Origin of the sequence: Bradyrhizobium erythrophlei, assembly GCF_900129425.1 — a bacterium.
In the GTDB taxonomy this organism is placed as follows: Bacteria; Pseudomonadota; Alphaproteobacteria; order Rhizobiales; family Xanthobacteraceae; genus Bradyrhizobium; species Bradyrhizobium erythrophlei_C.
Map to the genome: position 1 here is coordinate 7,064,074 of NZ_LT670817.1, position 14,688 is coordinate 7,078,761.

Below are 14,688 nucleotides of genomic sequence, written 5' to 3' on the forward strand. Positions count from 1 at the left end.
GACCCTTGCCGGATTGAGAGGATTTAAGATGAGCGGGTCGGAGTTCGAGCGCGAAAATAGTGTGACAGATGCGCTGTCGGCGGTCCCGGACTCGAATCCGGTCGAACCCGCGCGCGAGTTCAGCTGGCGCCCGCCGGCCGAAGGTCTCTACGATCCCAGCCTGGAAAAAGATTCCTGCGGCGTCGGCTTCATCGCCAATATCAAGGGCAAGAAGTCGCATCAGATCGTTTCCGATGCGATCAGCATTCTCTGCAATCTCGAGCACCGCGGCGCGGTCGGCGCCGATCCGCGCGCCGGCGACGGCGCCGGCATCCTGGTGCAGATCCCGCACGCCTTCTTCGCCCGCAAGGCCAAAGAGCTCGGCTTCACGCTGCCGAAGCCCGGCGCCTACGCGGTCGGCTCGCTGTTCATGCCGAGGGAAAAGGCCTGGCGCAAAGTCATCCAGAGCATCATCACCGACCAGATCAAGGCCGAGCAACTGACGGTGCTCGGCTGGCGCGACGTGCCGACCGACAATTCCTCGCTCGGCGAAACCGTCAAGCCGACCGAGCCTTCCCACATGCAGGTGTTCATCGGCCGCGGCGCGCACATCAAGGACGCCGACGAATTCGAACGCCGGCTCTACATCCTGCGCAAGTCGATCTCGCAGGCGATCTATCTGCGCCGCGACCGCGGCCTCGCCGGCTATTATCCGGCGTCGCTGTCGTGCCGCACCATCGTCTACAAGGGCATGTTCCTGGCCGACCAGCTCGGCAAATACTATGCCGACCTGCATGAGCCCGATTTCGAGAGCGCGCTGGCGCTGGTGCATCAGAGGTTCTCCACCAACACCTTCCCCACCTGGTCGCTGGCGCATCCGTATCGGATGATCGCGCATAACGGCGAGATCAACACGCTGCGCGGCAACGTCAACTGGATGGCAGCGCGGCAGGCTTCGGTGCACTCGGAACTGTACGGCAAGGACATCAGCCGGCTGTGGCCGATTTCCTACGAAGGCCAGTCCGACACCGCCTGCTTCGACAACGGCCTCGAATTCCTGGTGCAGGGCGGCTACTCGCTGCCGCACGCCGTCATGATGATGATTCCGGAAGCCTGGGCCGGCAATCCCCTGATGGATGAACAGCGCCGCTCGTTCTACGAATATCATGCCGCGATCATGGAGCCGTGGGACGGCCCGGCCGCGATCGCCTTCACCGACGGCCGCCAGATCGGCGCCACGCTCGACCGCAACGGCCTTCGCCCGGCGCGCTATCTCGTGACCAGCGACGACCGCATCGTCATGGCCTCCGAAATGGGCGTGCTGAAAATCCCCGAGGACCAGATCGTCACCAAGTGGCGGCTGCAGCCCGGCAAGATGCTGCTGGTCGACCTCGAACAGGGCCGCCTCATTCCCGACGACGAGATCAAGGCACAGCTGGCGCGGATGCATCCGTACCGCGAATGGCTCGACCGCACCCAGATCGTGCTGGAAGAACTGCCGGACGCGCCCAGCAAGGGCATGCGCTCCAACCTGCCGCTGCTCGATCGCCAGCAGGCGTTCGGCTACACCCAGGAGGACATCAACATCCTGATGACGCCGATGGCCTCCACCGGCGAGGAGGCCAACGGCTCGATGGGCAACGACACGCCGATCTCGGCGCTGTCGGACAAACCGAAGCCGCTGTTCACCTACTTCAAACAGAACTTCGCGCAGGTGACCAATCCGCCGATCGATCCGATCCGCGAAGAACTGGTCATGAGCCTGGTCTCGATCATCGGGCCGCGGCCGAACCTGTTCGACCTGCAGGGTGCGGCCGGCAACAAGCGTCTCGAAGTGCGCCAGCCGATCCTGACCGACGCCGACCTGGAAAAGATCCGCTCGATCTCGGAGATCGCCGACACCCATTTCAAGTCGCGCACGCTCGACACCACCTTCCATGCCGGCTTGGGCGCGGCCGGGCTCGAGCAGGTGCTCGACGAACTCTGCGCGCGCGCGGAAGCAGCCGTCCGCGAAGGCATCAACATCGTCATCCTGTCCGACCGCATGGCGGGCTCGGACCGGATTCCGATTCCCTCGCTACTGGCCTGCGCCGCCGTTCATCATCATCTGATCCGCACCGGCTTGCGCACCTCGGTCGGGCTCGTGGTCGAGTCGGGCGAGCCGCGCGAGGTGCATCACTTCGCCTGCCTCGCCGGCTACGGCGCCGAAGCGATCAATCCTTATCTGGCGTTCGAGACCATCATCGCGATGAAGGACCGGCTGCCGACGGCACTGGAAGACTACGAAATCGTCAAGCGCTACATCAAGTCGATCGGCAAGGGCCTGTTGAAGGTGATGTCGAAGATGGGCATCTCGACCTATCAGTCCTATTGCGGCGCGCAGATCTTCGACGCGGTCGGGCTGAAGGCCGATTTCGTCTCGAAATTTTTCGTCGGCACCCACACCCGCATCGAAGGCGTCGGGCTCGCCGAAATCGCCGAGGAAACCACGCGCCGTCACGCTGACGCGTTCGGCGATGCGCCGGTGTACAAGTCGGCGCTCGACGTCGGCGGCGAATATGCCTACCGCACCCGCGGCGAGGATCACGCCTGGACCGCCGAGTCGGTCTCGACGCTGCAGCATGCCGTGCGCGGCAACTCGCTGGAGCGCTACAAGGCGTTCGCTAAAATCCTCAACGAGCAATCCGAGCGGCTGTTGACGCTGCGCGGCCTGTTCAAGATCAAGACCGCCGACGACGAGAAGCGCAAGCCGATCCCGCTCGACCAGGTCGAGCCGGCCAAGGACATCGTCAAGCGTTTCGCAACGGGCGCGATGAGCTTCGGCTCGATCTCGCGCGAGGCCCACACGACGCTCGCCATCGCGATGAACCGGATCGGCGGCAAGTCCAACACCGGCGAAGGTGGCGAGGAGAGCGATCGCTTCAAGCCGATGCCGAACGGCGACTCGATGCGCTCGGCGATCAAGCAGGTCGCCTCGGGCCGGTTCGGCGTCACCACGGAATATCTCGTCAACGCCGACATGATGCAGATCAAGATGGCGCAAGGCGCCAAGCCCGGCGAAGGCGGCCAGTTGCCCGGCCACAAGGTCGACGCCGTGATCGCGCGCGTCCGGCATTCGACGCCCGGCGTCGGCCTGATCTCGCCGCCGCCGCATCACGACATCTATTCGATCGAGGATCTGGCGCAGCTGATCTACGACCTCAAGAACGTCAATCCGGACGGCCTGGTGTCGGTCAAGCTGGTGTCCGAAATCGGCGTCGGCACGGTGGCAGCCGGCGTCGCCAAGGCGCGCGCCGACCACGTCACCATCGCCGGCTTCGAGGGCGGCACCGGCGCCTCACCGCTGACCTCGATCAAGCACGCCGGCTCTCCCTGGGAGATCGGCCTGGCCGAAACCCACCAGACCCTAGTGCGCGAGCGGCTGCGCAGCCGCATCATCGTCCAGGTTGACGGCGGCTTCCGCACCGGGCGTGACGTGGTGATCGGCGCGCTGTTGGGGGCCGACGAATTCGGCTTCGCCACCGCACCCCTGATCGCCGCCGGGTGCATCATGATGCGCAAGTGCCATCTCAACACCTGTCCGGTCGGCGTTGCGACGCAAGACCCGGTGCTGCGCAAGCGCTTCACCGGCCAGCCCGAGCACGTTATCAACTATTTCTTCTTCGTCGCCGAGGAAGTCCGCGAGATCATGGCCGCCCTCGGCTACCGCACCTTCAACGAGATGGTCGGCCAGACCCAGATGCTCGACCAGTCCACTTTGGTGGCGCACTGGAAGGCGAAGGGGCTGGATTTCTCGAAGCTGTTCGTGCGCCAGAAGGAGCTGCCGGGCCAGAAGATCTATCACGCGCAGGATCAGAACCACCATCTGGAGTCCGTACTCGACCGTACCCTGATCGAGAAAGCGCAAGCGGCGATCGACCGCGGCGCGCCGGTCAAGGTCGAAATGGAGATCAACAACACCGACCGCAGCGCCGGCGCGATGCTCTCGGGCACGGTGGCGAAGATCTACGGCCATGCCGGCCTGCCGCACGACACCATCCAGGTCGGCTTCAAGGGCACCGCGGGCCAGGCCTTCGGCGCGTGGCTGGCACGCGGCATCACCTTCGATCTCGAAGGCGAAGGCAACGATTATGTCGGCAAGGGCCTGTCCGGCGGCCGCATCATCGTCAAGCCGCCGCGCAACTCCGGCATCGTGCCGGAGGAATCCATCATCGTCGGCAACACCGTGATGTACGGCGCGATCGAGGGCGAATGCTATTTCCGCGGCATCGCCGGCGAGCGTTTCGCGGTGCGCAACTCCGGCGCGATCGCGGTGGTCGAAGGCGCCGGCGATCATTGCTGCGAATACATGACCGGCGGCATCGTCGTGGTGCTGGGCAAGACCGGGCGCAACTTCGCGGCCGGCATGTCCGGCGGCGTCGCCTATGTGCTGGACGAGGCCGGCGACTTCGAGAAGCTCTGCAACATGGCGATGGTGCAGCTCGAGCCGGTGCTGTCGGAAGAGATGATCAACGAGAACGCCTATCATCAGTCGGGCGATCTCGAATCCCATGGCCGGGTCGACGTGTTCGCCAACCTGCTGGAATCCGACATCGAGCGGCTGCACATCCTGATCACCCGCCACGCCAAGCTGACCGGCTCGAAGCGCGCCGCCGACATTCTGGCGAACTGGAAAACCTATTTGCTGAAATTCCGCAAGGTGATGCCAGTGGAGTACCGCCGCGCGCTGACGGAATTGAAGGCGAACGCCGACGCCGAACCGAAGATCGCGATCGGGGCGTAGCGTTTAAGCGTCATTCCGGGGCGCGCGGAGCGCGAACCCGGAATCTCGCGAAATGACATCGAGATTCCGGGTCTGCGCCTGCGGCGCATCCCGGAATGACGGAGACCAAATTTCCTCATGGTGAGGAGGCGTGCTTGCGCCGTCTCGAACCATGAGGGCACAATAAACGTCCCATCCTTCGAGACGCGGCGAAGACGCCGCTCCTCAGGATGAGGAAATGACGAAGCAGAGACGCAGGGACATCAGCTTTAATGGGCAAGGTAACAGGTTTTCTGGAGATCGAGCGGCACGATCGCAAATACGCGCCGGTTCCGGAGCGGGTGAAGAGCTACCATGAGTTCGTCATTCCCTTGAGCGAGAAGGACACCCGCGACCAGGCCGCGCGCTGCATGAATTGCGGCATTCCCTATTGCCACGGCACCGGCTCGGTGGCGCCGGGCACGCCGGGCTGCCCGGTCAACAACCAGATTCCGGATTTCAACGATCTGGTCTATCAGGGCAACTGGGAAGAAGCCTCGCGCAACCTGCACTCGACCAACAATTTTCCGGAATTCACCGGCCGCATCTGTCCGGCGCCGTGCGAGGCCTCCTGCACGCTCAACATTGACGACAATCCGGTCACCATCAAGACCATCGAATGCGCGATCGTCGACCGCGCCTGGGACAATGGCTGGGTCAAGCCGGAAGTCCCGTCCACCCGGACCGGCAAGAAGGTCGCCGTGGTCGGTTCGGGGCCGGCGGGCATGGCGTGCGCGCAGCAGCTCGCGCGTGCCGGCCACGACGTGCATCTGTTCGAGAAATACGCCAAGGCCGGCGGCCTGCTGCGCTACGGCATTCCCGATTTCAAGATGGAGAAACACGTCATCGACCGCCGCGTGGCGCAGATGGAAGCCGAGGGCGTCACCTTTCACTACGGCATCCATGTCGGCGGCAGCGGACAAGGCACCATCGATCCGCGCGAACTGCTCAACCAATACGACGCGCTGGCGCTGACCGGCGGCGCCGAGGCGGCGCGCGATTTGCCGATCCCCGGCCGCGATCTCGCCGGCATTCACTTCGCGATGGATTTCCTGCCGCAACAGAATCGCCGCGTCTCCGAGGAGCCGCTCGGCAGCGCGCCCGACATTCTCGCCGGCGGCAAGCATGTGGTGGTGATCGGCGGCGGCGACACCGGATCCGACTGCATCGGCACCTCGTTCCGGCAAGGCGCGCTGTCGGTGACGCAGCTCGAGATCATGCCGGCGCCGCCCGAGCATGAGAACAAGGGCCTGACCTGGCCGAACTGGCCTCTGAAGATGCGGACCTCGTCGAGCCAGGCCGAAGGCGCCAAGCGCGAATTCGCGGTTCTGACGGAGAAATTTTCGGGCAGCGACGGCAAGGTGGCAAAACTGCATTGCGTGCAGGTCGACGACAAGTTCAAGCCGATCCCGGGTTCAGAATTCGAACTCGAGGCGCAAATGGTGCTGCTGGCGATGGGCTTCGTGCATCCGGTGCATGAGGGCCTGTTGAAGACGCTCGGCGTCGATCTCGACCCGCGCGGCAATGTCCGCGCCAACACCGCCGACTACCAGACCTCGCGGCCGAACGTATTCTCCGCCGGCGACATGCGCCGCGGCCAGTCGCTCGTCGTCTGGGCAATCCGCGAGGGGCGGCTGTGCGCCCGCGCGATTGATCAGTTTTTGATGGGGACGACGAATCTGCCGAGGTAGATTCCTGGAGGTCGGCGAGCATCGTGCGCCGCTTTTGCGCGGGGCATGACGACGGTAGATTTGGCCCGCGAGTATCCACCGGCCGGGCGGCGCGGGACATCGAGCAAATCGTCAGCGAGGCGCGAGCTGTGCAAGCGCGCGGCTCAGCTCGTGCAGCTGGTACGGCTTTCGCAGAATCGGAAAATCGCCCCGGGCGCTCTGGACCGCTTCGCTGTAACCGGTCGCCAGCAGGACCGGCAGGGCCGGATGTTTCTGTTTTATGGCCCGGGCCAGGCCGAGACCATCCATTTTTCCGGACATCACGATATCGCTGAAGACCAGATCGATCCCATCGCACTCAAGTTCCTTGAGCGCGGATTCCGCGTCTGGCGCCCAGCGCACGGAATATCCGAGCTGTTCGAGCAGGATGGCGCTGGCGGTTGCCACGTCGGGATTATCCTCCACCAGCAACACGGTGCCGTTGCCGACCGAACTCAGTTCACCTGCCTCCGGCGCAGTTTCCCGTTTGCCGCGCGGCAGATAGATGGTCAGCGTCGTGCCCTTTCCAAGCTCGCTCACCAGCGTAACGGTGCCGCCGGCCTGATGCGCGAAGCCGTGGACCTGCGACAGCCCTAGACCGGTCCCCTTGCCGACCGGCTTGGTGGTGAAGAACGGATCGAACACCTTGGCGACGACGTCGGGAGGGATGCCGACCCCGGCGTCCTCGACCTGAATGGCAACGAAATCACCCTTTCGGATCCCATCGTCGATCGTGGTGTTGCCGGCTCGAACGGTGACGACTCCGCCACCCGGCATCGCATCGCGCGCATTGATCAGAAGGTTGACCAATGCCGTATCGAACTCGGCGGGATCGACCGTAACCGGCCAGACATCGGCATCGACATCGACGTAAAGCTCAACCAGGCCGCCGAGCCCGGTATCGAGGACTTCCCGCACCGAATGAAGGCGTTCGGAAAGATCGATCGGCACGGGATTGACGCTCTGCCTGCGGGCGAATGTGAGCAACTGGCGTGTCAACGACGCGCCTCGTTGCGATGCTTTTTCGATCGCCTCGACAGCCCGCAGGCTCCTCGCATCATCGCCCGCCAGCCTTTTCAGCGTATGGATGTTGCCGGTGATGATCATCAGGAGATTGTTGAAGTCGTGCGCCACGCCGCCGGTAAGCTGGCCCAGTGCATCGAGCTTTTGAGACTCGGCCAGTTGCCGCTGGATTTTTTCCAGGTTCAGTTGGGCTTCGCGGCGTTCGGAAATATCGCGGGTAATCTTGGCGAAGCCGATAAGATTGCCGTCATCGCCGCGAATGGCATCGATGACAACACTCGCCCAGAAGAAGCTGCCGTCCTTGCGGACGCGCCAGCCTTCTTCCTCGTAGCGGCCATGATCGGTTGCGAATTGCAAGGCCCGCGCCGGGCGGCCCGCGGCCTGGTCGGCATCGGAATAAAATCGGGAAAAATGCTGCCCGATGATTTCCTCCGGCGAATATCCCTTGATGCGCTGTCCGCCGATGTTCCAGTTGGTGACGATTCCGTTCGGGTCCAGCATGTAAAGCGCGTAGTCCGTAACGCCGCCGACAAGCAGGCGGAACCGGCCTTCGCTTGCGTTGAGAGCCGCCTGGGCCCTGGCCTGTTCGGTAATGTCGCGCGTGATCTTGGCAAAGCCGATCAGTTCGCCGTCCTCATGGATGGCGTCGATGACGACGGAAGCGAAAAATTTCGTGCCATCCTTGCACACGCGCCAGCCTTCTGCTGCGAACCTTCCCTGCTCCCGGGCAGTCTCCAGGGCGTGCGCGGGTTTTCCTGCCTCCCGGTCCTCCGGCAAATAAAACATTCCGAAGTGCCGGCCGATGACCTCGCGGGCTTCATAGCCCTTGATGCGCCTGGCGCCGGCATTCCAACTGCTGATCACACCATCGGGATCGAGCATGTAGATGGCATAATCGATAACCCCATCTACCAACAGCCGAAAACTGCGCTCGCTCTCGATCAAGCGGCGTTCTGACGTAACTTTTCGGGCCATTCAAAATCCTGCGATAACCCGACACAACGCGCGAGCCGGTTTCCGGTTCCGGCTATTATGAACACCCAAAAGGCGCCGGCCCAGCGTATTCGCAGGTCCTGACCCCCGAATGGTCGATAACTGGCCCCTGGCCTGGCTTCGGCCGAACGGTCAATTCTGCAGCCTCACCCCCAGCATCATCACCGTCGACGCCGTGCTGTTGCCGACAAGGTTGGAGTCCAACCAGTCACGCCGCAGCGTGCCCTTGATCCAGAAATTGCGGGTCATCTTGTAGATCATGTCGGCCTCGGCCGAGTAGAACCTGTCGAACCTGCCGTCGCCCTGATAGTCGAGCGAGCCCCAGGTGAATTTGCCGATTCCGGTGAGCCAGCGGCGGAAATCGTGATCGGCCTCGACGGTGTAGGTGTGGGTCAGCACGCCGGAGGTGCCGGGCAGCGTGGTCTCATCGATCGAGGTGGTGGAGTAGAATTTTGCGGTGGTCAGCGGTGTCGCGGTCCAGGTCAGCGAAGACGCGACCAGCAGGCCCTGCAGCCGGTCGAGCCGGGGATCGACGTAATCGCGCGCGGCCCAGCCGGCCGAGATCTCGCCGGTCAGGAGCCGCGAGAATTCGAACGAGGTGCCGGCCTTGGCGTAGCCGCCCGAGGAATCGCGCTGATAGCCGAAGCGGTCGAACTGCAGATCGTGCGTGCGGCTGTCGCCCTCCGCCTCGACGAACGGTTTCAGCGCCGGGGTCAGCTCGTAGCTGACGCGGCCGACGCCGCCAAGCTGGGTGAAGTTACGGTCATCGTTGGACGACGCGGTGCCGTCGGTGAGCTTGGAGTCGGTATAGACGGTGCGGTCGACGGTGCCGCCGGCGGCGATCTCCAGCCGATTGAAATTCTGGTCGACGCCGAAGGTGCCACCGAGCGTGGTGTAGATCGGATATTTCGCCAAGCCGGCCTGGATGTTCGGGCTCCCGGGATTGTCGGTGGAAACCCGCAGGCGCACTTCCGAGGTGATGTGGGTATCCTGGGTGACGTCGAGGCGGCCGTCGATATGGCCGGTGAAATCCGGCCGGTCGAGATTGGTGGGCGCCGACGAGACGCTGCCGTCGGCCGTCGGCGGAAAGGTGTTGCCATAACCGGTGAACGATCCCCGGAGATCGGCGACCAGCGCGTGGCGCTCCCAGTCGGAGACGGCGAGGAATTCCGGTGCCACCACATAGAACGGCGATCCCTGCGGCACGAAGGTGCGGCCGGGATTGGTGTCGTAGCCGCCGGAGAGTTCGACCGCGGACTTGATGAGAAAGCCGCCGGCGTAATCGCCGACCGCGCCGAACGGATCGTCATCGACCTTCAGCCGTTTGCGCGCCGGCTGGCCGTCCACCGTGCCGGCTAACGCCGGCGCCAGCGGCGTCTTGTTGGCGCTCTCCGATGGCGGAATCGATAGCCGCAGCGGCGGCGTCGAGGCCGCTGGACCGGCCGGAGTCGGCGGCGCCGGGGTGCCGGGACCGGGCGAAGGCTTCGGCCTGGCCTGGCCCGGATAGAGTTTTGGTTTTTGGCGCGTGCGATTGAGCGAGTCGAAACCGGTGTCGGCCGCGCCGCTGGCGGCGGGAAGGCCGTAGGTCGGAATCTGGCCGATCCGCGACGGCGCCGGCGTATCCCTGCGCAGCCCATCGTCGCCGGTGGGATCGGTCGGATCGGTAGTGGTGTCGCCGGTCCGGCGCAGCGGCAGATCCTGCGGCGAGACAAAGCCGCCGCGCTCCGGGTTCAGCATGTTGGGCGTGAGGGTTTGAGCCTGGGCCAGCGTCCCGTCGCAGGCGATCAGCGCAAGGCATGGCAATAGCGCGCGTAAGACGTTCACGCGCCTGCGGCGGCCCGTTGCTGGACCCGACATCACGATAAAAAATACTCCAACGAATTCAGACGTTTGCCGAATGGGTCCCGCGCCCGGCCGGAAAACGTCGTTAATGGAGTTAAAACAATTATGGTTAATGACCCGTTGAGAGCCGCGCGCCCGCGTCGCCTCACCGAATTGCCCATGCTATGGAGGGGTCCGGGGCTAACCGATGCCCCACCCTCCTTCGGAATCAGGCATGGCCAACCCAAAACCGCTGATGGCAAAATCATCCGGCACCGACCACGCGAATCCAGCCATCCAGTCGGCGCTGCGCACGCTCGATGCCGAGGCCAGCGGCGTCGTCGCGATTTCAGCGGCGCTGCAGGGTCCGCTCGGGACGGCGTTCGCCGCCGCCGCCGATCTGATCCGGCAGGCCAAGGGGCGCGTCATCGTCACCGGGCTCGGCAAATCAGGCCATGTGGCGCGCAAGATCGCCGCGACCCTGGCCTCCACCGGCACCCCGGCGTTCTTCGTGCACGCGGCCGAGGCCAGCCATGGCGACCTCGGCATGATCACCGCCGACGACGTCATCCTGGCGCTGTCGTGGTCCGGCGAGCAGGCGGAGATGAAGAACCTCATCACCTACGCCAAGCGCTTCCGCATCGCGCTGATCGCGATGACGGCGGAATGTGAATCCACCCTGAGCAAGGCCGCCGAGATCGCGCTGACGCTGCCGAAGGCCCGCGAGGCCTGTCCGCACAACCTCGCGCCCACCACCTCCTCGCTGATGCTGCTGGCATTGGGGGATGCGCTGGCGATCGCGCTATTGGAAGGCCGCGGCTTTACCTCGGTCGATTTCAGCGTGCTGCATCCCGGCGGCAAGCTCGGTGCCATGCTGAAATTTACCCGCGACATCATGCACGCCGGCGACGCGGTGCCGCTCAAGCCGCTGGGAACCAGGATGTCCGACGCGCTGGTCGAGATGTCGTCGAAGGGTTTTGGCTGCGTCGGGATCGTCGATATCAGCGGCGCGATCGTCGGCATCGTCACCGACGGCGACCTGCGCCGCCACATGCGGCCCGACCTGATGACGGCGCTGGTCGACGACGTCATGACGAAAAACCCGAAGACGATTTCGCGCGACCTGCTCGCCAGCGAGGCGCTGGAAATCCTCAACTCCTCGAAGATCACCGCGTTGATCGTGACCGACGCGAACCGGCCGGTCGGCATCGTGCATCTGCACGACATCCTGCGCGCGGGCGTGGCGTAGCCTGCAAGCCAATTCAGGCCGCCGCCACCGTCAGGCTGGCGCCGTCGGCCTGCACGATCCTGACGCGGCTGCCGGCCGGCGCGTCGGGACCGGCGACACGCCAGATCGTATCGTCGATCCGCACCGTGCCCGAGCCGTCGATGATCGGCTTTTCCAGCGTGAAGACCCGGCCGACCAGCGCATCGGCGCGCTTGTTGAGGAACGGATTGCTCCTGCTGACGGCGCTGTTGTGGCGCGCGACCCGCCGCCACAGCGGCACCGTGGCGGCGGCAAAGATCGCGAACATCAGGATCTGCAGCTGCCAGGACGGATGGATCGCGAACGACAGCAACCCGACCAATAACGCCGCGAGCCCGAGCCAGAACAGGAACACGCCCGGCGCCAGCAATTCCAGCGCCATCAGCACCACGCCGAAAATCAACCAGTTCCAGGTGCCAAGCGTGGAAAACATTTCGTTCATCGTGTGAGCCTTCAACTATCTGCTTTACCGAACTCGACAACACAAAGTCGGTGCGCCCCCTCTCCCCTTGCGGGAGAGGGTTGGGGTGAGGGGTTCAGGTCTGGTTCAACCGGCATGATTGTCGACACTTTGGACCGGCATGATCCCCGACAGTTTGGGTTGAGCGGCCTGTTCACCCGGGTCGCGGAGCCGCTCACGAAGCGGAGCGAACCGGGTGAACAGGCCGCGGCGATCGATGAGGCCGATGTCCAGATCGCAGAAGCGCACGATGTGGTCACCGGTCTGGAGCTCAGCAACGCCAACAAGTTCATCCACCAGCGCTTCACCGATGAATACAAACTCGCCTTTCCATTTGATCTCGCCGTTGCCGCGGACGCGACGGACCTGATGATCGGCGTCGTACCAGGGATCTTCCGCGCGCGGCGGCATGGTGCGCGGGGAGCGGCTGTAGAACTCTGCCGGCGGCCGTTGGTCCAGCGCTTCGTGCGGACGTTCCTCGTTGTAATGCTTTCGGAACATGTCAAAGCGGGCCTGCTGCTCGGGTGCGTTGCTGGCTGGCGGGACCGAGGTCTGTGCCTTCAGCGTGCGGTGCATGCGCTCGTGTCGGCCATTCTCCTGCGGCGAGGCGGGATGGATGAAGTGCGGTGTGATGCCGAGCTTCATCCACCAGGCCGACAGCCGGGTGAGACCGCCCGGGCCACGCGAGCCGAACGGCGAACCATTGTCGCAGCGGATCGCAAGCGGCAGGCCATGCTCACGGAAAGCCCGTTCAAAACAGGGGCGAACGCCCTCAATAGTGGGGGCGACAATGCGGAGTTCGATCAGAAAACGGCTGTGACTGTCTGCTACCGTCAAGGGATCGATCCGCCGCTGGTCGCGGGTGCGAAACCAGCCCTTGAAGTCCGTACTCCACTCATCATTGGCGCTCGTCACCGGCGTGCAGGGCCGCCGCTGGTCGAGCGGGCGACGGCGCCGCTTCACCGGCGAGACCAAGCCTGCGCGCTTGAGAATGTCCCCGATCGTCGAGGCGGCAGGCCAGGCGATCTCGGGGGCATCCCGATCAAGCACCGCCAACAGCTTGCGCGGCCCCAGATACGGAAATCGCCGCCGCGCCGCGATCACCTTCTCTGCAATCGCACCGTTCGTGGTCTGCCAACACTGCAAGGGCGCATGCGAGCGGTCCTGAAACCAGGCCGGATCGCCGCTCTCTTTCCGCTTGCGCCATTCGTAAAACGTGTCGCGGCAAATCCCGTAGCGCCGGCACACCTCCGATACGCTCCAGTTCCCGCTCTCGTACTCCAAAAACATCCGAATACGCTCTTCCATCCGACCGGTCTCTCTAAATGGCATCGAAGGGTCCTCCCTCCGGCGCATTCTGAAACCTGTCGGGAATCATCCCGGTCTAAAATGTCGGGAATCTATCCGGTCCGTACCTCTATCGTGAGAGCGTAACCCCTCACCCGGATCGCATCTGACGATGCGATCCGACCTCTCCCACAAGGGGAGAGGTGGACGAATTCGCAGCACCGATGGGCTCAACATCTAAACGGACTCTAAGTTGGCGGCGGCACCGTCGGCACTGCGCTTGCGCCGGCGCTCGGCACCGAGGCGCGGCGTGCGGCGGCTTGCGCGGAGGCAGCGCTTTCACCGAAGGTGGCCTTGGCGATTTCGCCGATGCCGGCGAGCGATCCCAGAATGCTCATCGCCTCGATCGGCAGCATGATGATCTTCTGGTTCGGCGAATCCGCCAATTGCCCGAACGCCTTGATATATTTGTCGGCGATAAAATAGTTCAACGCCGCGACGTCGCCTTTTGCAATAGCTTCCGAAACCATCTGCGTCGCCTCGGCTTCGGCGGAGCGCTCGCGCGCTTCGGCGTCGCGAAACGCGGCTTCGCGGCGGCCTTCGGCCTGCAGGATCTGGCCCTGCTTGGCGCCCTCCGCGCGGAGAATTTCCGACTGGCGCTGGCCTTCGGCCTGCAGGATGTCAGCGCGCTTGACGCGCTCGGCCTTCATCTGCCGTCCCATCGCCTCCACGAGGTCGGCGGGCGGCACGATGTCCTTGATCTCGATGCGATTGACCTTCAGGCCCCACGGCGACACCGCGGCATCGACCACGCGCAGCAGGCGCTCGTTGATCTCGTCGCGGTGCGACAGCACCTGGTCCAAGTCCATCGCGCCCATCACCGAGCGGATGTTGGTCATGGTCAGCACGATGATCGCCTGGTTGAGATTGGACACCTCGTAGCTCGCCTTCGCCGCATCGAACACCTGGAAGAAGGCGACGCCGTCCACCGTCACCGTGGCGTTGTCCTTGGTGATCACCTCCTGCTCGGGAATGCTGATCACCTGCTCCATCATGTTCATCTTGCGGCCGACGCGGTCGAAATAGGGGATGATGATGTTCAGCCCCGGCGCCAGCGTGCGGGTGTATTTGCCGAACCGCTCGATGGTCCAGTCATATCCCTGCGGCACCGTCTTGACACCGGCAAACAGCGTCAAAATAACCAGCAGCACCACCGCAATGGTGAAAATGTCGAAGCCGCTCATGAATCCCCCCAAAGCCGGACACGAAACGTGCCGCCGGCGCAGTCTACTTTGTCTGAATACCGGCAGTGCCGGTTCAGTCGGCCCTTCTTAAATATACAACCAGA

At 64.0% G+C, this 14,688-nt stretch carries 8 protein-coding genes; 3 read left to right on the plus strand and 5 right to left on the minus strand.

Going from position 1 to position 14,688, the window contains the following annotated elements; translation table 11 throughout:
• The first annotated feature begins 28 nt into the window (after positions 1 to 28).
• Together gltB and B5527_RS33635 are read left to right on the plus strand one after the other, a co-directional pair.
• Complete coding sequence (gene gltB / locus B5527_RS33630; RefSeq protein WP_079605331.1) at positions 29 to 4,762, plus strand: glutamate synthase large subunit; 4,734 nt, start codon at positions 29 to 31, stop codon at positions 4,760 to 4,762.
• A gap of 251 nt (positions 4,763 to 5,013) precedes the next feature.
• Positions 5,014 to 6,471, plus strand: a complete 1,458-nt coding sequence (locus tag B5527_RS33635) for a glutamate synthase subunit beta (RefSeq protein WP_079605332.1) — start codon at positions 5,014 to 5,016, stop codon at positions 6,469 to 6,471.
• A 111-nt stretch (positions 6,472 to 6,582) separates the two neighbouring features.
• Here B5527_RS33635 and B5527_RS33640 read toward each other — a convergent pair whose 3' ends face one another.
• Together B5527_RS33640 and B5527_RS33645 are read right to left on the minus strand one after the other, a co-directional pair.
• The gene (locus B5527_RS33640) at positions 6,583 to 8,487 is read right to left on the minus strand and encodes a hybrid sensor histidine kinase/response regulator (RefSeq protein WP_079605333.1); all 1,905 of its coding nucleotides are present in this window, start codon (positions 8,485 to 8,487) and stop codon (positions 6,583 to 6,585) included.
• 150 nt (positions 8,488 to 8,637) lie between these two features.
• A complete protein-coding gene (locus B5527_RS33645; protein WP_079605334.1) occupies positions 8,638 to 10,362 on the minus strand; it encodes an outer membrane beta-barrel protein in 1,725 nt (574 codons plus the stop codon).
• A gap of 199 nt (positions 10,363 to 10,561) precedes the next feature.
• Here B5527_RS33645 and B5527_RS33650 point away from each other — a divergent pair, with 199 nt between their 5' ends.
• On the plus strand, positions 10,562 to 11,575 hold the full coding sequence (locus B5527_RS33650; protein ID WP_079605335.1) for a KpsF/GutQ family sugar-phosphate isomerase: 1,014 nt from the start codon (positions 10,562 to 10,564) through the stop codon (positions 11,573 to 11,575).
• Positions 11,576 to 11,588: 13 nt separating this feature from the next.
• On the opposite strand, the gene B5527_RS33655 is transcribed toward B5527_RS33650, so the two are convergent.
• The 3 genes from B5527_RS33655 to B5527_RS33665 all read right to left on the minus strand — a co-directional run bounded on the left by B5527_RS33655 (position 11,589) and on the right by B5527_RS33665 (position 14,584).
• On the minus strand, positions 11,589 to 12,035 hold the full coding sequence (locus B5527_RS33655; RefSeq protein ID WP_079605336.1) for an NfeD family protein: 447 nt from the start codon (positions 12,033 to 12,035) through the stop codon (positions 11,589 to 11,591).
• Positions 12,036 to 12,140: 105 nt separating this feature from the next.
• Positions 12,141 to 13,361 carry an integrase core domain-containing protein gene (locus B5527_RS33660; RefSeq protein WP_245332352.1) on the minus strand — a complete coding sequence of 407 codons (1,221 nt, stop codon included), beginning with the start codon at positions 13,359 to 13,361 and terminating at the stop codon, positions 12,141 to 12,143.
• Positions 13,362 to 13,588: 227 nt separating this feature from the next.
• Positions 13,589 to 14,584 carry an SPFH domain-containing protein gene (locus B5527_RS33665; protein WP_079605337.1) on the minus strand — a complete coding sequence of 332 codons (996 nt, stop codon included), beginning with the start codon at positions 14,582 to 14,584 and terminating at the stop codon, positions 13,589 to 13,591.
• Positions 14,585 to 14,688 lie beyond the last annotated feature (104 nt).

Bases quoted from the DNA above. Each gene is read 5' to 3' on its own strand.
- B5527_RS33655 (WP_079605336.1), bottom strand. From the start codon at position 12,035: ATGAACGAAATGTTTTCCACGCTTGGCACCTGGAACTGGTTGATTTTC.
- B5527_RS33665 (WP_079605337.1), bottom strand. From the start codon at position 14,584: ATGAGCGGCTTCGACATTTTCACCATTGCGGTGGTGCTGCTGGTTATT.
- B5527_RS33645 (WP_079605334.1), bottom strand. From the start codon at position 10,362: ATGTCGGGTCCAGCAACGGGCCGCCGCAGGCGCGTGAACGTCTTACGC.
- gltB (WP_079605331.1), top strand. From the start codon at position 29: ATGAGCGGGTCGGAGTTCGAGCGCGAAAATAGTGTGACAGATGCGCTG.
- B5527_RS33660 (WP_245332352.1), bottom strand. From the start codon at position 13,361: ATGGAAGAGCGTATTCGGATGTTTTTGGAGTACGAGAGCGGGAACTGG.
- B5527_RS33640 (WP_079605333.1), bottom strand. From the start codon at position 8,487: ATGGCCCGAAAAGTTACGTCAGAACGCCGCTTGATCGAGAGCGAGCGC.
- B5527_RS33635 (WP_079605332.1), top strand. From the start codon at position 5,014: ATGGGCAAGGTAACAGGTTTTCTGGAGATCGAGCGGCACGATCGCAAA.
- B5527_RS33650 (WP_079605335.1), top strand. From the start codon at position 10,562: ATGGCCAACCCAAAACCGCTGATGGCAAAATCATCCGGCACCGACCAC.